Annotated in this window: 14 protein-coding genes and 2 tRNA genes; 8 read left to right on the top strand and 8 right to left on the bottom strand. The window is 69.8% G+C overall.

Translation table 11 applies throughout. The annotated features are described in order from the left end of the window. Window positions 1-6: 6 nt before the first annotated feature. A complete protein-coding gene (locus Q3Y56_RS10710) occupies window positions 7-1,254 on the bottom strand; it encodes a GNAT family N-acetyltransferase (RefSeq protein ID WP_304461719.1) in 1,248 nt (415 codons plus the stop codon). A 128-nt stretch (window positions 1,255-1,382) separates the two neighbouring features. Here Q3Y56_RS10710 and Q3Y56_RS10705 point away from each other — a divergent pair, with 128 nt between their 5' ends. Then, window positions 1,383-2,522 carry a PP2C family protein-serine/threonine phosphatase gene (locus Q3Y56_RS10705; protein ID WP_304461718.1) on the top strand — a complete coding sequence of 380 codons (1,140 nt, stop codon included), beginning with the start codon at window positions 1,383-1,385 and terminating at the stop codon, window positions 2,520-2,522. Between the two features lie 78 nt (window positions 2,523-2,600). On the opposite strand, the gene Q3Y56_RS10700 is transcribed toward Q3Y56_RS10705, so the two are convergent. Continuing rightward, window positions 2,601-3,788 carry an acyltransferase family protein gene (locus tag Q3Y56_RS10700; protein WP_304461717.1) on the bottom strand — a complete coding sequence of 396 codons (1,188 nt, stop codon included), beginning with the start codon at window positions 3,786-3,788 and terminating at the stop codon, window positions 2,601-2,603. Between the two features lie 389 nt (window positions 3,789-4,177). On the opposite strand from Q3Y56_RS10700, the gene Q3Y56_RS10695 reads away from it, so the two are divergent. Continuing rightward, window positions 4,178-4,372 carry a hypothetical protein gene (locus Q3Y56_RS10695; protein ID WP_304461716.1) on the top strand — a complete coding sequence of 65 codons (195 nt, stop codon included), beginning with the start codon at window positions 4,178-4,180 and terminating at the stop codon, window positions 4,370-4,372. Window positions 4,373-4,460: 88 nt separating this feature from the next. On the opposite strand, the gene Q3Y56_RS10690 is transcribed toward Q3Y56_RS10695, so the two are convergent. Then, window positions 4,461-4,534, bottom strand: a tRNA-Gly gene (locus Q3Y56_RS10690). 147 nt (window positions 4,535-4,681) lie between these two features. Between Q3Y56_RS10690 and Q3Y56_RS10685 the strand changes: the two genes are divergently transcribed. The 5 genes from Q3Y56_RS10685 to clpX all read left to right on the top strand — a co-directional run bounded on the left by Q3Y56_RS10685 (window position 4,682) and on the right by clpX (window position 9,444). After that, window positions 4,682-4,758, top strand: a tRNA-Pro gene (locus tag Q3Y56_RS10685). A 154-nt stretch (window positions 4,759-4,912) separates the two neighbouring features. Continuing rightward, entirely contained in the window at window positions 4,913-6,304 is a 1,392-nt protein-coding gene (tig, locus tag Q3Y56_RS10680; protein ID WP_304461715.1) for a trigger factor, read from the top strand. A 336-nt stretch (window positions 6,305-6,640) separates the two neighbouring features. Continuing rightward, window positions 6,641-7,243 (top strand): ATP-dependent Clp protease proteolytic subunit, encoded by a 603-nt coding sequence (locus Q3Y56_RS10675; RefSeq protein ID WP_304465547.1) that lies wholly within the window; start codon window positions 6,641-6,643, stop codon window positions 7,241-7,243. A gap of 59 nt (window positions 7,244-7,302) precedes the next feature. Further along, window positions 7,303-7,992 (top strand): ATP-dependent Clp protease proteolytic subunit, encoded by a 690-nt coding sequence (locus Q3Y56_RS10670; protein WP_304465546.1) that lies wholly within the window; start codon window positions 7,303-7,305, stop codon window positions 7,990-7,992. 165 nt (window positions 7,993-8,157) lie between these two features. Next, window positions 8,158-9,444: an ATP-dependent Clp protease ATP-binding subunit ClpX gene (gene clpX, locus Q3Y56_RS10665; protein WP_304461714.1), complete on the top strand. Its 1,287-nt coding sequence runs from the start codon at window positions 8,158-8,160 to the stop codon at window positions 9,442-9,444. A gap of 94 nt (window positions 9,445-9,538) precedes the next feature. On the opposite strand, the gene Q3Y56_RS10660 is transcribed toward clpX, so the two are convergent. The 5 genes from Q3Y56_RS10660 to Q3Y56_RS10640 all read right to left on the bottom strand — a co-directional run bounded on the left by Q3Y56_RS10660 (window position 9,539) and on the right by Q3Y56_RS10640 (window position 13,452). After that, the gene (locus Q3Y56_RS10660; RefSeq protein ID WP_304461713.1) at window positions 9,539-10,432 is read right to left on the bottom strand and encodes a hypothetical protein; all 894 of its coding nucleotides are present in this window, start codon (window positions 10,430-10,432) and stop codon (window positions 9,539-9,541) included. A gap of 60 nt (window positions 10,433-10,492) precedes the next feature. Next, the gene (locus Q3Y56_RS10655; RefSeq protein WP_304461712.1) at window positions 10,493-11,464 is read right to left on the bottom strand and encodes a hypothetical protein; all 972 of its coding nucleotides are present in this window, start codon (window positions 11,462-11,464) and stop codon (window positions 10,493-10,495) included. 65 nt (window positions 11,465-11,529) lie between these two features. Then, complete coding sequence (locus Q3Y56_RS10650) at window positions 11,530-12,045, bottom strand: hypothetical protein (protein ID WP_304461711.1); 516 nt, start codon at window positions 12,043-12,045, stop codon at window positions 11,530-11,532. A 2-nt stretch (window positions 12,046-12,047) separates the two neighbouring features. Then, window positions 12,048-12,530, bottom strand: a complete 483-nt coding sequence (locus Q3Y56_RS33425) for a hypothetical protein (protein WP_369696732.1) — start codon at window positions 12,528-12,530, stop codon at window positions 12,048-12,050. Between the two features lie 34 nt (window positions 12,531-12,564). Next, window positions 12,565-13,452 carry a hypothetical protein gene (locus Q3Y56_RS10640; protein WP_304461710.1) on the bottom strand — a complete coding sequence of 296 codons (888 nt, stop codon included), beginning with the start codon at window positions 13,450-13,452 and terminating at the stop codon, window positions 12,565-12,567. A 132-nt stretch (window positions 13,453-13,584) separates the two neighbouring features. Between Q3Y56_RS10640 and Q3Y56_RS10635 the strand changes: the two genes are divergently transcribed. Then, the gene (locus Q3Y56_RS10635; protein ID WP_304461709.1) at window positions 13,585-16,245 is read left to right on the top strand and encodes a valine--tRNA ligase; all 2,661 of its coding nucleotides are present in this window, start codon (window positions 13,585-13,587) and stop codon (window positions 16,243-16,245) included. The last annotated feature ends 42 nt before the right edge of the window (window positions 16,246-16,287 follow it).

The following is a 16,287-nucleotide window of genomic DNA, read 5'->3' as shown; positions in this document are numbered from 1 at the left end:
AGTCGGTCAGAAGCCGTGCGGCAGCCACGGCGCCGCGTCGCTGCGGAACGCCGCCGACGCCTCCGCCAGCGCGCCCGGACGCAGCTCCGCCACCCGCCCGGCCCCCGCCAGCGCCGTCAGCGTGACCCCGCCCAGATAGGCGGCGCCCAGCTCCCGGACGCTCAGCCGCAGGTCAGCCGGTTCGCCGGGGTCCGTACGGAGGCATGCCGCCCGCTCGGCGTCGCCGGTCAGCCGCCACCGTCCCTCGTTCCAGGGACAGAACGGGTCCCGCACATCGAGGACCACGTCCACCGGGGCGGCGTACGTGCGCGCCCGGAGCGCCGCGCCGACGTCGACCAGCCGGACGTGCAGCGCGTCCCGCACCCGCGTCCGGCAGCGCCGTATGTCCGAGACCATGTGCTGCCACGGGGCGTCGACCGGGCAACTGCGCACCTTGACGGTCGAGGTCAGGTCGATCTCGAACAGGAACCGCCACAGCGCGGCGTACGCGACGGGGTCCAGCGCCTCCATGTCGCGCAGGATGACCGTGCCCTTCGGCCCGGCCATGTCCCAGTCCGGGCGCACGGCGTACCGCGCGTACCCCAGCAGCTTCCCGTCCTCCGACTCGGCGAGGACCCACTGGAGCGGAGAGGTCCCCTCGCGCTCCGTCGGCGGGTCCAGCACCGTCAACCGCTCCCAGCCCGCCGCGCGCGCCAGCATCCCGGGCCGGGCGGCGACCCGCGCTGCGTACACCGCCTCGCACGCCGCGAGGGCCTCCGCCGACTCCGCGGGCCGGACCATCCGCAGCCGCACGGCGTCGGTTCCCTCGGACACGGACAGCCGCACCCGGTCCGTGTCGATCTCGGCGGAGAGCTCCTGCGTCGCGATGCCGTAGCCGAAGCGGCCGTAGATCTCCGGCTCCGAGGCGGTCAGCACGGCGAGCGGCTCGCCGAGGGCCCGGACGTCCGCCAGCTGCCGCCGCATCAAGGCGCGCAGGATCCCGCGCCGCCGGTGGGTGGGCAGCACCCCGACCATGGTCACCCCGGCGGCCGGTACGAGCGCTCCGCCCGGCACCGCGATCCGGAACGAGAACGCCCCGGCGCTCCCGACCATCCGGTCGCCGTCCCAGGCGGCGAGCGACCGCTCCGGCTCGGTCAGCTCCCGCCACAGCGCGCGCTCCTCCGGAGCCTCGGCCACGCCTCCGAATGCGAGCTCCAGGTTCCCGTACCACTCGTCCCAGTCGCCCGGGCGCAGCGGCCGTAGCTCAGTCGTCATGCGCCCATGCCTACCAGCGGCGGCCAGGACAAGCGATCGTATTTCGCTTCCGTTTACGAGCCGTTGAAGGGGGTTCGAGGGACCGCGAATCGACGCGCGTCCGAACGGGTGGGTAGGGTCCCGGTGCAATGACTGGCGGCGGAGCGGACACGCTGACGGCCCGGGTGCGCAAGGCCCTGCACCGGGTCCGCACAGCCCTGCGCAAAGCCGGGGTCGACTACTTCCGCGGCGACGGCTCCGACTGGCTGGCGCTGGCCACGCTGCTGCTCGCCGTACCGGCCATCGCCATGGGCACCATCGCCCAGCCCGACTGGTGCGCGCCCGCCGCGCTCGTCCTGCCGATCGTGGCGGGCGGGCTGCTGCTGCGGCCCGCGAGCCTGCTGGCCCTGTACGCGGCGGCGGCCGCGGCGCTGATCGTGGAGTCCGCGGTCCTGGGCCCGTACCCGGACGGACCGGACCGGGTCACCCCCGGCACCATCCTGGTGGTGGCCGCCGTCGGCTTCTTCGGGCTGCTGATCGCGCAGTTCCGCAGCCGGGTCGGGGTGCCCTGGCGGCGCGGCGGCACCATGCTCTTCGACCTGCGCGAACGCATCCGCGTCCAGAGCAAGCTGCCGCGACTTCCGCGTGGCTGGCACCGGGAGATGGCGCTGCGCCCGGCCGGCGGCCAGTCCTTCTCCGGGGACTTCGTCGTCGCGGCCCGCACCAACGGCGGGCGCACCCTGGAGGTCGTCCTCACGGACGTCTCCGGCAAGGGCATGGACGCCGCCTCCCGCGCCCTGCTGCTCTCCGGGGCCTTCGGCGGCCTGCTCGGCTCGCTGCCGCCGCACGGCTTCCTCCCGGCGGCCAACGGCTACCTGCTCCGCCAGGACTGGGACGAGGGCTTCGCCACCTCCGTCCATCTCGTCCTCGACCTGGACAGCGGCGACTACGAGCTGCTGTCGGCGGGGCACCTGCCCGCGCTCCAGCTGCACGCGGGCAGCGGCAAATGGGAGGAGATGGCGGCGGACGGCCCGCTGCTGGGCGTGTACGACGGGGCGCAGTTCGACCCGGTGAAGGGCACCCTGCGGCCCGGCGACGTCCTGATGCTGTTCACCGACGGGCTGGTGGAGACCTCCGAGCGGGACATCAGCGAGGGCATGGACCGGCTGACGGGCGAGGCCGACCGGTACGTGGCGTCCGGCTTCTCCGGAGCGGCGTGGCACCTGATCGAGGCGGTCGCGAGGGACGTCAACGACGACCGGGCGCTGCTCCTGATCTGCCGCGAGTGAGCGCGAGTGAGAATGACCGATAAAAGCCGCCCCCGGACGCTGTCCGGGGGCGGCTTCGGTTTCGCCGACGGGTCTCGCTCACGCCCTGGCGGTGGCGCGGTGGCGGTGGCGGTCCTGCTCCGCCGGGTCCTTGCGGAACGCCCAGGTCATCTTCGGCTCCATCGACCAGCGGAACACCCGCTGCACGGGCGGCGTGCACAGGGCGGTGACCACGACGGCGGCGATCACCGTGACCGCGATCTCGCCGAGCGGCTTGTACAGCCACGGGTACGCGTCGAACCAGCCCCAGAAGCGGGAGCCCTTGGCGAGGAAGCCGTGCAGCAGGTAGCCGTACAGCGTCCCGGCACCCAGCGCGGTGAACCACATGCGGCGCCGGGGCACCCAGGCGAAGAAGCAGGCGACCAGCAGCAGCGAGCAGCTGAACATGGCCATGGTCATCAGCGGGCCGGTCCACGGGGGAGCGCCCAGCTCCTGGACGCTGTCGCGGTGGTAGAACCACGCGGAGTTCATCCGGGGGCCCGCCCAGTACGCGACCGCCAGGGCGCAGGCGAAGGCCGGAACCGACAGGATGCGCACCGAGCGCCGCCGCACCAGCTGGAAGTGCTCCGGCTTCATGTGCAGGCCGATCACGAAGAACGGCAGGAACTGGAGCACCCGCTGGAGGTCCAGGTCGTCACCGATGTCGGGGGAGACCGCGGCGAGCGTGGCGATGGCCAGGGAGAGCGGGACGGGCCAGCGGACGAGCTTCCAGATCGGGGTGGTCATGCGCCAGACGAACAGCGCGACGAGGAACCAGGTGAGATACCAGGGGTCCAGCAGGCTGAAGTCGTACGTGGGGTCGTCGTCCGCCCACCGCTTGAAGAACGTGTACGCCGTCTCGAAGAGCACATACGGCACGACGACGCCGGTGATCAGCCGTTTGAGCCGGTCCGGCCGCATGTCGAAACTGCGCGAGAAGTAGCCGGAGATCAGGATGAACGCCGGCATGTGGAAGGTGTACACCGTCATGTACAGCGCTTCGGCGGTCCGGCTGTGGTCGGTGAGCGGTTCCCAGGAGTGCCCCATCGCGACCAGCACGATCGCGAGGTACTTCGCGTTGTCGAAGAACGCGTCACGCTGCTTCGGCCGCTGTCCGCCCGGCGGGGCGGCCGGCGCGGGCCGGTCCTTGGCGGTGTCGTGGCGTGCGGTGCGGCCCTCCGGCGCCGGTTCCTGGGCCGGCGGAAGGGGAGACCGCTGAAAGCCGTGTGGGTGCAGGGAGTTCGTCACAGACCCTCCCACCAAGAACCGGGGGAAAGGACTTGGGACCGCCGCACTGCGCTTACGGGGATGGGGGCAGCGTGGAACATCTGAGGCACGATAGCGCTCAAACCTGTAATGCGTAAAACCTCGTTCCGCTTCTCCGTTTCCGCTGGTCTCATCCCTTTAAACGGGGCATATGCCCCACGGGAGGCCGGGGTGAAATGTCCGAATCAATGGTCTTTTGTATGATCGCGGGATGGTCTCGCGATAAATTCAGAATTCCGTCCGAGATTCATGATCGGGGACCAATTCGGGTGGTGGTTGATGGCACGATGGATGCCGCGTGGGGGGAGCGGGGCAGCGTCCCTCCCGGGGGTGGTGACACGTGTGGCTGACCGAGGGTGCGTGATTGAGCCGTGATCATTTCCGTGTCGTTGGTTCTGCTGATGGGGATCTGGGCCGCGCTGCTGATCCGGAGGGGGTCGCTCCGGCTGGGTGGGGCGCTTGTCTCCGCGGTCTTCGGGTTCCTGCTCGCCTCTTCGGAGATGGCCCCCGGGGTCAACGACATACTGACCCACCTCGCCCGTGAGATCGCCGATATCGACCTCTGACGACCTGCCGCGGCGCGGCGGAGGGCGGGGGAAAGCGAAACGGCCCGGCCGGGGAGTGATTCCGCGGTCCGGGCCGTAGCCGGTGCTGTGGAGCGGGCGACGGGAATCGAACCCGCGTAGCCAGTTTGGAAGACTGGGGCTCTACCATTGAGCTACGCCCGCGCGCGCCACCGACCGCCCCCGAAGAGGCGGCGCGTCGGCACGAAGTGCATCGTAGCGGGTCCGGCCCGTATCCCGCACACCCCCGCCCGCCAGCGGAAAAGCGGCGGCCAGGGCGCCCCCGGCCATGTACTCTACGTGTCGCACTGACGGGGTGTGGCGCAGCTTGGTAGCGCGTCCGCTTTGGGAGCGGAAGGTCGTCGGTTCGAATCCGGCCACCCCGACCATCACCACAGGCAAGATCGCGTTGTGGGGCTCATCCCGCGTCCGGTTACTATGCAAGCTGCGCGTCTGTGTCTCTCTACCGGGCGCGATTGGCTGATCCGCTGGATCCTCAGTGGCAGCACCGACCGAGAAGTCAGCCCCCAAGGAGACCGAACCGTGAAGAGCGCCGTGGAGACCCTGAACCCGACCCGGGTTCGGCTCACTGTCGAGGTGCCCTTCGAGGAGCTCAAGCCCAGCCTCGACGCGGCGTACAAGAAGATCAACCAGCAGGTCACCGTGCCGGGCTTCCGGAAGGGCAAGATCCCGGCCCGCGTCATCGACCAGCGGTTCGGTCGCGGCGCCGTGCTGGAGGAGGCCGTCAACGACGCGCTCCCGAAGTTCTACACCGAGGCGGTCAACGAGGGGGAGCTCAACCCGCTCGGCCAGCCTGAGGTCGACATCACCGAGCTCAAGGACAACGAGTCCCTGACCTTCACCGCCGAGGTCGACATCCGCCCGGCCATCGAGATCCCGGACTACTCCGGCATCGAGGTCACCGTCGACGCCGTCGAGGTCTCGGACGAGGACGTCGAGAAGTCGGTCCAGCAGCTGCGTGAGCGCTTCGCCACCACCTCCGCCGTCGAGCGCGCCGCCGCCGAGGGCGACATCGTGACCGTCGACCTGGAGGCCAAGGTCGACGGCGAGGTCCTGGAGGACGGCGTCGCCAAGGGCGTCAACTACACCATCGGCTCCGGCGAGCTGCTGGAGGGCATCGACGAGGCCGTCACCGGCCTGGAGGCCGGCGGCACCGCCACCTTCACCTCCGAGCTCAAGGGCGGCTCCGCCCAGGGCAAGGAGGCCGAGGTCAAGGTCGACGTCACCGAGGTCAAGGCCCGCGAGCTGCCCGAGCTGGACGACGACTTCGCCCAGCTGGCCAGCGAGTTCGACACCCTGGACGAGCTGAAGGCCGACAGCCGCAAGCGGCTGGAGCAGTCCCGCGCCTTCGAGCAGGCCACCCAGGCGCAGGAGAAGGTGCTCGACGCCCTCCTGGAGCTCGTCGAGGTGCCCCTCCCCGAGAAGCTTCTCGAGGAGGAGGTCCGCACCCGCAAGCACAACCTGGAGCACCACCAGCTGGGCCAGATGGGTCTGACCCTGGAGGCCTACCTGAAGATCCAGGAGAAGACCGCCGAGGAGTTCGACGCCGAGCTCCAGCAGCAGGCCGAGAAGGGCATCAAGACGCAGTTCGTCCTGGACGAGCTCGTCAACAGGGAGAAGCTGTCCGTCAGCCAGGAGGAGCTCACCGAGCACCTCATGCGCCGCGCGCAGTCCTCCGGCATGAGCCCTGACCAGTTCGCCCAGGCCGTCGTCGAGGGCGGCCAGGTGCCGATGCTCGTCGGCGAGGTCGCCCGCGGCAAGGCCCTCGCGGTCGTCGTCGAGGCCGCCACCGTCAAGGACACCAACGGCGAGGTCGTGGACCTGGACGAGGAGGACGAGGTCGAGGCCGCCGTGGAGACGGTCGAGGCCGTCGAGGCCGCCGACCAGGAGTCCGCGGAGAAGTCCGAGAGCTGATCCCGGCACGCCCTGTCGGCACGCGCCGGCAGGGCCCGCCCCCCGTGGCTCGTACGAACGGGTCCGGACGCCATCACGCGTTCGGGCCCGTTCGCGGTCCCGGAGCCGCCCGGCCCTCCGGTGGGCGCGCTCCCAGGGGTGAACCTGCGCTCAGAGCGAACAGTTCCTGATGCGGGATGGCGCCCGCCCACCAGCGCGTTAGGGTCCGTAGATACGAGGGCAGGGGAGTCCCCGTAAGTGCAGGGTGTCCCCGTAAGCCCCGCGGTAGAACCCGACGAAGATGCTGAGACGGCGCGTCGCCGTCAGAGACGAGCAGGTGGACACGTGACGATTCCGATGCCTTCCGCCGCCAGCGAGACCAACCTCGGTGGCCTCGGCGACCAGGTCTACAACCGACTGCTCAGCGAGCGGATCATCTTCCTCGGTCAGCCGGTCGACGACGACATCGCCAACAAGATCACCGCGCAGCTGCTGCTCCTTGCCGCGGACCCGGACAAGGACATCTACCTCTACATCAACAGCCCCGGTGGCTCGATCACGGCCGGCATGGCGATCTACGACACCATGCAGTACATCAAGAACGACGTGGTCACCATCGGCATGGGCCTGGCCGCGTCGATGGGCCAGTTCCTGCTCAGCGCGGGCACCCCGGGCAAGCGCTTCGCGCTGCCCAACGCCGAGATCCTGATCCACCAGCCCTCGGCGGGCCTGGCGGGCTCCGCCTCGGACATCAAGATCCACGCGGAGCGGCTGCTGCACACCAAGAAGCGGATGGCGGAGCTGACCTCCTTCCACACCGGCCAGACCGTCGAGCAGATCACCAAGGACTCGGACCGCGACCGCTGGTTCTCCGCCGAGGAGGCCAAGGAGTACGGCCTGATCGACGACGTCATGCACACGGCCGCCGGCGTTCCGGGCGGGGGCGGCACCGGGGCCTGAGCCCCGCCGCACAGCTGCCCTCCAGCCCACTGCTCATGACCAGGACGGTGAACACCCAGATGAACAACATCCCCGGCTCCCTCTCCGGCGGCGGCTTCCACACCCCTCCGCAGACCCGCTACACCGGCCCCACCGCCGAGTCGCGCTACGTCGTCCCGCGCTTCGTGGAGCGCACCTCCCAGGGCGTCCGCGAGTACGACCCGTACGCGAAGCTCTTCGAGGAGCGCGTGATCTTCCTGGGCGTCCAGATCGACGACGCCTCCGCCAACGACGTCATGGCGCAGCTGCTGTGCCTGGAGTCGATGGACCCCGACCGCGACATCTCGATCTACATCAACTCGCCCGGCGGCTCGTTCACCGCGCTGACCGCCATCTACGACACGATGCAGTTCGTGAAGCCCGACATCCAGACGGTCTGCATGGGTCAGGCGGCGTCCGCCGCGGCCGTGCTGCTCGCCGCCGGCACGCCCGGTAAGCGGATGGCGCTGCCCAACGCCCGTGTGCTGATCCACCAGCCGTACAGCGAGACCGGGCGCGGCCAGGTCTCCGACCTGGAGATCGCGGCCAACGAGATCCTGCGGATGCGTTCGCAGCTGGAGGAGATGCTGGCCAAGCACTCCACCACGCCGATCGAGAAGATCCGGGACGACATCGAGCGGGACAAGATCCTCACCGCCGAGGAGTCCCTGGCGTACGGCCTGGTCGACCAGATCGTGTCGACGCGTAAGACCTCTGTGGGCCTGGGGTGACACGCCTTTGACGTACCCCCTTGGACCGAGTCGGTCCAAGGGGGGCCCGCACACCGGGCCCGGCAGGGTACCGTCATAGGGCTGGGGGCCTGGCCCCCGTGAAGCGCAGCGCAAGCACCCGGGTCCGCGGAGCAAAGCGGATCCCAGGCGAAGGGGAAGCACCTCGTGGCACGCATCGGTGACGGCGGCGACCTGCTCAAGTGCTCGTTCTGCGGAAAGAGCCAGAAGCAGGTGAAGAAGCTCATCGCAGGTCCCGGTGTGTACATCTGCGACGAATGCATCGACCTCTGCAACGAGATCATCGAGGAGGAGCTCGCCGAGACCTCCGAGGTGCGTTGGGAGGAGCTGCCCAAACCTCGCGAGATCTACGAGTTCCTCGAGGGCTACGTGGTCGGCCAGGAGGCAGCGAAGAAGGCTCTGTCCGTTGCCGTCTACAACCACTACAAGCGGGTCCAGGCGGGCGAGAACGGCAGCCACAACCGCGACGACGGCATCGAGCTGGCCAAGTCCAACATCCTGCTGCTCGGTCCTACCGGTTCCGGCAAGACCCTGCTCGCGCAGACCCTCGCCCGGATGCTCAACGTCCCCTTCGCGATCGCCGACGCCACCGCCCTCACCGAGGCGGGGTACGTGGGCGAGGACGTGGAGAACATCCTCCTCAAGCTGATCCAGGCCGCCGACTACGACGTCAAGAAGGCCGAGACCGGCATCATCTACATCGACGAGATCGACAAGGTCGCCCGTAAGAGCGAAAACCCGTCGATCACCCGTGACGTCTCGGGCGAGGGCGTCCAGCAGGCGCTGCTGAAGATCCTGGAGGGCACCACCGCCTCCGTGCCGCCGCAGGGCGGCCGCAAGCACCCGCACCAGGAGTTCATCCAGATCGACACCACGAACGTGCTGTTCATCGTGGGCGGTGCGTTCGCCGGTCTGGAGAAGATCATCGAGTCGCGGGCCGGTGCCAAGGGCATCGGCTTCGGCGCCACCATCCGCTCCAAGCGCGAGATCGAGGCCAGCGACCAGTTCCAGGAGGTCATGCCGGAGGACCTGGTGAAGTTCGGGATGATCCCGGAGTTCATCGGCCGACTCCCCGTCATCACCTCCGTGCACAACCTCGACCGCGAGGCCCTCCTCCAGATCCTGGTCGAGCCGCGGAACGCGCTGGTCAAGCAGTACCAGCGGCTGTTCGAACTCGACGGCGTGGAGCTGGACTTCGACCGCCCGGCCCTGGAGGCCATCGCCGACCAGGCGATCCTGCGCGGCACCGGCGCCCGCGGCCTGCGCGCCATCATGGAAGAGGTCCTGATGTCGGTGATGTACGAGGTGCCGTCCCGCAAGGACGTCGCCCGCGTCGTCATCACCGCCGACGTCGTCCACTCCAACGTCAACCCGACGCTGGTCCCGCGCACCCGCGGCGGCGAGCCGGGGGAGCGGCACGAGAAGAGCGCGTGACGCGCCGCTGACACGAAAAAGGGGGCGCCCGACAACAGGCCGGGCGCCCCCTTTCGTGTGGGGAACGTTCCGCGGATGGCGGCCGCAGGGCGCTTTACGCGGGCTTGCGGGTCTCCTTGTAGATGCCCGCGACCACCTTGGCGAAGGCGTCCACGTCGACGTCGGTCACGTCGATGTGGTCCGCGTTCAGGTCCAGCACCATCGCGGCGTCGGACTTCTCCGCCCAGGTGCACACCGGCGCGTAGTACTCGCCGTACATCTTGACGACAGCGCACTTCAGCGACGGACCGTCAGAGCCGTTGGGCGGGTAGGCCTTCGGCTGCTTCTCGACCTTCGCGTTCTTGTCGGCGCCCGTGTAGGCCTTGAACATCTGGTCCTGGACCTTCTCGGGGTCACTGAACTCCCCGTACACGCCGGAGAACGACAGGCTGGAGTTCTCGTCATCCGCGTGCTTGTAGGTGGCCAGCACCGAGGTGGCACCCTCCGGCAGGCTGCCCTGCACGCTCTTGCCGTCCTTCTTGAGCTCCTCAGTGCCCTTGTCCCGCTTGTAGGTGCCCTTGCCCAGCTCCTTGGGCGTCTCCAGCTTCATCGCCTTCACGTCCTCCTCGCCCCCGCCGGTCAGGAAGACCGCGCCGACGACGATCGCGCCGACGACCACCACGCCCGCCGACGCGATCGCGATCACCTTGGTGCGGTCCTTGCGGCCGCCGGGGGTCGCCGGTGGGACCGGCGGCTGACCGGGCTGGCCCGGCTGCGGGTAGCCGCCGGACTGCGCTTGCGGATACCCGTAGCCCGGCTGAGCGGGCTGCTGCTGCGGGTAGCCGTAGCCCGGCTGCTGCGGAGCCTGCTGCGGATAGCCGTAACCCGGCTGCTGCGGCTGGGCGTACGGGTTGGGCGTGTCCGCCGGAGGCTGCTGGGCTCCGCCGTACGGGTTGGGCTGACCGCCGCCGTAGGGACCGGGCTGCGGCGGTGGCTGGTTGTAGCTCATGGGTGCCTCTCGGGCTCGCGGTGGCCGGTGGACTTGGGCTGCGTGCGCTGCTCTGTGCCGTTACGAGGCCGGAACGCGGACCTGCTGACGCACCTTCGTGGTCAGGGCGGCGTGGTCCTCAAGCGTCAGGGAGCTGCTCTCCGTCGACGTGTCGGCGAAGTGCGTCACCTCGCCCATCGTGCTGGAGTCGCCCCAGATGCAGATCGGCAGCTGGCCCGATTCCGAGCCCGACGTGATCTTGAACATCTGGCACTTCATCACCGTGCCGTCGAAACCCTCGGGGGTGACCTTCTCCGGGGAGCCCACCGGCGTGAACTTGAAGCTCGCGGTGCTGGCCCGCTTCATGTTCTTGGCCTCGATGGCGAACGCCTGGTCCACAGTGGTCTCGGGGGAAGTGACGTTCCCGTACGAGCCCACGAACCTGAGCTTGTCGCCCTCGTTGCCGCCCGAACCCGCGTAGTCCGCGCCTTGCGAGGACATGCCCGGAACCGACCCGCTGCCGGTCTTCGGCTCGCCGTCACGCTTCCAGCCCCCGGTGAGGGTCAGCGGGATGTCCAGCTTGTACTTCTGGTTGTCGGGGGTCGGCGACGCGCTGGGGCTCGGGCTCGCGCTGGGGCTGGGCGATCCGCTGTCGCCGCCGTTGCCGCCGGGGATGGTGACCTTCGGGTCGTCCTTGCCCTTGGCGTCCTTGTCGTCATCGTCGCCGCCGGTGAACAGGACGACGCCGCCGATGATCGCGCCTATGACGACCAGGGAGCCGATCACGAGGGCTATGGTCTTGTTCTTGTTGCCGCCGTTGGGCGGCACCGGCACGGGCGGCATCGGCTGGCCGTAGGGCGCGGGCTGGCCCGGCTGCTGGCCGTACGGGTCCGGCTGGCCGGGCTGCTGCGGGTAGCCGTAACCCGGCTGCGGCGGCTGCTGCGGCTGGGCGTACGGGTTGGGGGTGTTCGCCGGGGGCTGGGCTCCGCCGTACGGGTTGGGCTGACCGCCGCCGTAGGGACCGGGCTGCGGCGGGGGCTGGTTGTAGCTCATGGGTGCCTCTCGGGGATTGCGATGGCCGGTGGCCGGTGGACTGCGTGCGCTGCTGCTCTGTGCCGTTACGAGGTGGGTACGCGGGTGTCCTTGCGGACCGCGGCGGCCACCTCGGCCACCCGCTCCAGCGTCAGGGCCCGGCTCTCCGCCGGCGTCTTGGCGAGCACCGTCACCTCCGCGACCGTGCTGGAGTCGCCCCAGATGCACAGCGGCAGCTGGCCGGACTCGGTGCCGGAGATCACCTTGAAGACCTGGCACTTCATCACGGTGCCGTCGAACCCGGTGGGAGTGAACTTCTGCGGGCTGCCCTGCGGCTCGATCTTGTAGCGCGCGCCGGTCTGCTGGGCGGACTCGGTCTCCTTCTGGAACGCCACGTCCACGGCCTTCTCCGGGTCGGTGATGTTCCCCCACGAGCCGCTGAAACGCAGCTGCGAACTCGAGGCGGTGCCCGAGCCGCGGTAGCTGGCACCCACCGGGTGCGGATCCTCGATCCCCGGGATCTGCTGCTGCTTGAGCTTGTCCTCCTCGGACAGGTCCGACTCGTCCTTGCCCTCGCCGACGCGCGTCCAGGTGCCGGCCACCGTCAGGGGGTGTCCAGCTTGTACTTCTTGGTGTCAGGGGTGGGCGATCCGCCGGTGCCGCCGTTGTCGCCGGTCTTGCCGGGGATGGTGACCTTCGGGTCGTCCTTGCCCTTGGCGTCCTTGTCGTCATCGTCGCCGCCGGTGAACAGGACGACGCCGCCGATGATCGCGCCTATGACGACCAGGGAGCCGATCACGAGGGCTATGGTCTTGTTCTTGTTGCCGCCGTTGGGCGGCACCGGCACGGGCGGCATCGGCTGGCCGTAGGGCGCGGGCTGGCCCGGCTGCTGGCCGTACGGGTCCGGCTGGCCCGGCTGCTGCGGGTAGCCGTAACCCGGCTGCGGCGGCTGCTGGGGCTGGGGCTGGGCGTACGGGTTCGGCTGCGGCGGCGGGTAGCCGTACCCCGGCTGGCCGGCCGCGCCGCCCTGGCCGTAGGGGTTGGGTTGCTGCGGCTGACCGTAGGGGCCCGGCTGGTTGTAGCTCATCTCTGTCCTCGTTCTCTGTTCTTCGCGCCGGCTGCTACTGGTCGATCTCGACGCGGGCGTCGTTGCGGACCTTGGCCGTGAGTTCCGCCGCGTTCGAAAGGGACATCCTGGAGCCCAGGACGGCTCCGGCCGGGTCCGCCATCACGAGGACACCGAGGGTGTCCTCATCGCCCCAGACGCAGATGGGCGCCTCCGCGGATCCCTGGTCGATGGCGAACTTCATCGACTGGCACTTCAGCACATCGCCGTCGAAGTTCTCCGGAGTGAACTCCTTGGCAGTGCCCAGGGACTCGGCCTTGCCCCCGTCCTCCAGCGACTTGATGAGAACGGCGAGCGCGAGATCCGCCCCCCGCCGCGGGTCGGTGACCTCGCCCCAGACCCCGGTGAACTTCATCATCTCCTGGCCCGACGTCGCGTACTCGGCCGACACCAGATGCGCGTTCTTGACGACGGGCACCTTCTGCAACTGGCCCTTGCCGGAGTCGGTCAGGTCCTCGTCGCCGGTTCCCTTGCCCTGCCGCTCGTACTTCTCGGCGACCGTCTGGGGCGTGGTCAGCTTGTACCGGCTGTCGCCGCCGCCCATGACCAGGACGACGGTGGTGACCGCCGCCGCCACCGCGGCCACCGCGCCGACGGCTATGCCGATCTTCCTGCCCTTCCCGGGGCGGGGCGGGGGCTGCTGCCCGTAGGGAGCGGGGCCGGGGAAGCCGGGGCCGGGCTGCTGGGGCTGGCCGTAAGGACCGGGCTGACCGTAAGGGTTGCCCTGCTGCGGCTGGGCGTACGGATTCGGCTGCGGCGACGGGTAGCCGTAACCCGGCTGCTGGGTGTAAGGATTCGGCACCTGTGGCTGCTGGCCCGCGCCGTACGGCCCCGGCTGTCCCCCGTAGGGGCCGGGCTGCGGCGGCGGCTGCTGGTAGCTCATGGTGCCTCTCTTCGATGCGTCTTCGTTGCGCGCGACATGTTCGCAACATCCTTCCGGACGCCCTGGGCTCCCCTCACCCCGGGAGGGCAACGGGTTCGTAACGGAGTGGCCGGGGCCCGTAGACTGACCGTCGTGACCGAGAACACTCAGCAGAGCCCCGCGAGCGGGCCGAACAGCCACCCCGAACTGCCGACCCAGTACACGCCGGCCGACGTAGAGGGGCAGCTGTACGAGCGCTGGGTAGAGCGCGGTTACTTCGAGGCCGACGCCAAGAGCGACAAGCCGCCCTTCACCGTCGTCATCCCGCCGCCGAACGTCACCGGCTCCCTCCACCTGGGCCACGCCTTCGAGCACACCCTGATCGACGCCCTCACCCGCCGGAAGCGGATGCAGGGCCACGAGACGCTGTGGCAGCCCGGCATGGACCACGCGGGCATCGCCACCCAGAACGTCGTCGAGCGCGAGCTGGCCAAGGAGGGCAAGTCCCGGCACGACCTGGGCCGGGAGGCGTTCGTCGAGCGCGTCTGGCAGTGGAAGGCCGAGTCCGGCGGGCAGATCTCCGGCCAGATGCGGCGGCTGGGCGATGGCGTCGCCTGGTCGCGTGAGCGCTTCACGATGGACGAGGGCCTGTCCAAGGCCGTCCAGACCATCTTCAAGAAGCTCTACGACGACGAGCTGATCTACCGCGCCGAGCGCATCATCAACTGGTGCCCGCGCTGTCTGACCGCCATCTCCGACATCGAGGTGGAGTACCAGGACGACGACGGCGAGTTGGTGTCCATCCGGTACGGCGACGGTGACAGCTCCATCGTGGTCGCCACCACCCGCGCCGAGACGATGCTCGGTGACACGGCGGTCGCCGTCCACCCCGACGACGAGCGCTACCGGCACCTGGTCGGCACCGAGATCGAGCTGCCGCTGACCGGCCGCCGGATCCCGGTCGTCGCCGACGCCCACGTCGACCCCGAGTTCGGCACCGGCGCGGTCAAGGTCACCCCGGCCCACGACCCCAACGACTTCGAGATCGGCCAGCGCCACGGCCTGCCGAACCTCACCGTCATGGACGAGCACGCGATCATCACCGTGCACGGCCCGTTCCAGGGCCTGGACCGGCTGGAGGCGCGCAGCGCCATCGTCGGCGCGCTGCGCGCCGAGGGCCGCATCGTCGCCGAGAAGCGCCCGTACGCCCACTCCGTGGGCCACTGCTCGCGCTGCAAGACGACGATCGAGCCGCGGCTGTCCCTCCAGTGGTGGGTCAGGACCGGCCCGCTGGCCAAGGCCGCCGGGGACGCGGTCCGCGACGGCCGGGTGAAGATCCACCCGGAGGACATGTCGAAGCGCTACTTCGACTGGGTGGACAACATGCACGACTGGTGCATCTCGCGCCAGCTGTGGTGGGGCCACCGCATCCCGATCTGGTACGGACCGGACGGCGAGGTCGTCTGCGTCGGACCGGACGAGGAGCCGCCGAGCGGCGAGGGCTGGACGCAGGACAGCGATGTGCTGGACACCTGGTTCTCCTCCGGCCTGTGGCCCTTCTCCACCCTGGGCTGGCCCGGGCAGACCGAGAGCGTCGAGAAGTTCTACCCGAACTCCGTCCTGGTCACCGGCTACGACATCCTCTTCTTCTGGGTCGTCCGGATGATGATGTTCGGCCTGTACGCGATGGACGGCACCCCGCCGTTCCACACCATCGCCCTGCACGGCATGGTCCGCGACCAGTTCGGCAAGAAGATGTCGAAGTCCTTCGGCAACGCGGTCAACCCGCTGGACTGGATGGACAAGTACGGATCCGACGCCCTGCGCTTCACCCTGGCCCGCGGCGCCAACCCCGGCGTCGACGTGCCGATCGGCGAGGACTGGGTCCAGGGCTCCCGCAACTTCGCCAACAAGATCTGGAACGCCACCCGCTTCGCGCTGATGAACGGCGCCACGGTCGAGGGCGAACTGCCGCCCGCCGAGCAGCTGCGCGCCGAGGACCGCTGGATCCTGTCCCGGCTGAACGCGGTCGTCGCCGAGGTCGACGCGTACTACGAGGACTACCAGTTCGCGAAGCTGTCCGACACGCTGTTCCACTTCGCGTGGGACGAGGTCTTCGACTGGTACGTCGAGCTGTCCAAGACCACCTTCGCCAAGGGCGGCGCGGCGGCCGACGCCTCGCGCCGGGTCCTCGGCGAGGTGCTGGACGTCACGCTGCGGCTGCTGCACCCGGTGGTCCCGTTCGTCACCGACACCCTGTGGACCTCGCTGACCGGCCAGGAGTCGGTCGTCATCGCCGCGTGGCCCACCGCTGTGCTTGTTCCTGGGGCCGACGCCCCGGGCGGCTTCCGCGACCCCGCCGCCGAGCGGGAGATCGAGACCGTCCAGCAGGTGGTCACCGAGGTCCGCCGGTTCCGCTCCGACCAGGGACTCCAGCCCGGCCAGCGGGTCCCGGCCCGACTCGACCTCACCGGCACCGCGCTGGCGCCGCACGAGGACGCGATGCGCTCGCTGCTGCGTCTCCAGCCGGCCGGGGACGGCTTCACGGCCACCGCGTCGCTGCCGGTCGCGGGCGCGACGGTCGCGCTGGACCTGTCCGGCGCGATCGACGTGGCGGCCGAGCGCAAGCGGCTGGCCAAGGACCTCGCCGCCGCCGAGAAGGACCTGGCGCAGACCACGGCGAAGCTCGGCAACGAGGCGTTCCTGGCCAAGGCCCCGGACCACGTGGTGGAGAAGATCCGCACCCGGAAGGCCGCCGCCGAGGCCGACATCGAGCGGATCTCCGCTCAGCTGGCCGCGCTGCCGCAGGGCTGACGCAAGGCCGAGGCCCCGCCGACTCACGCGAGTCGGCGGGGC

Origin of the sequence: Streptomyces sp. XD-27, from assembly GCF_030553055.1 — a bacterium.
Lineage (GTDB): Bacteria > Actinomycetota > Actinomycetes > Streptomycetales > Streptomycetaceae > Streptomyces.
The sequence above is the reverse complement of the archived record's forward strand: the minus strand, read 5'-3'. Positions and strand labels throughout refer to the sequence as shown.

Excerpts from the sequence above, each read along its gene's own strand:
- Q3Y56_RS10640 (WP_304461710.1), bottom strand. The coding sequence starts at position 13,452 with ATGAGCTACCAGCAGCCGCCGCCGCAGCCCGGCCCCTACGGGGGACAG.
- Q3Y56_RS10675 (WP_304465547.1), top strand. The coding sequence starts at position 6,641 with ATGCCTTCCGCCGCCAGCGAGACCAACCTCGGTGGCCTCGGCGACCAG.
- Q3Y56_RS10710 (WP_304461719.1), bottom strand. The coding sequence starts at position 1,254 with ATGACGACTGAGCTACGGCCGCTGCGCCCGGGCGACTGGGACGAGTGG.
- Q3Y56_RS10660 (WP_304461713.1), bottom strand. The coding sequence starts at position 10,432 with ATGAGCTACAACCAGCCACCGCCGCAGCCCGGTCCCTACGGCGGCGGT.
- Q3Y56_RS33425 (WP_369696732.1), bottom strand. The coding sequence starts at position 12,530 with ATGAGCTACAACCAGCCGGGCCCCTACGGTCAGCCGCAGCAACCCAAC.
- Q3Y56_RS10705 (WP_304461718.1), top strand. The coding sequence starts at position 1,383 with ATGACTGGCGGCGGAGCGGACACGCTGACGGCCCGGGTGCGCAAGGCC.
- Q3Y56_RS10655 (WP_304461712.1), bottom strand. The coding sequence starts at position 11,464 with ATGAGCTACAACCAGCCCCCGCCGCAGCCCGGTCCCTACGGCGGCGGT.
- Q3Y56_RS10670 (WP_304465546.1), top strand. The coding sequence starts at position 7,303 with ATGAACAACATCCCCGGCTCCCTCTCCGGCGGCGGCTTCCACACCCCT.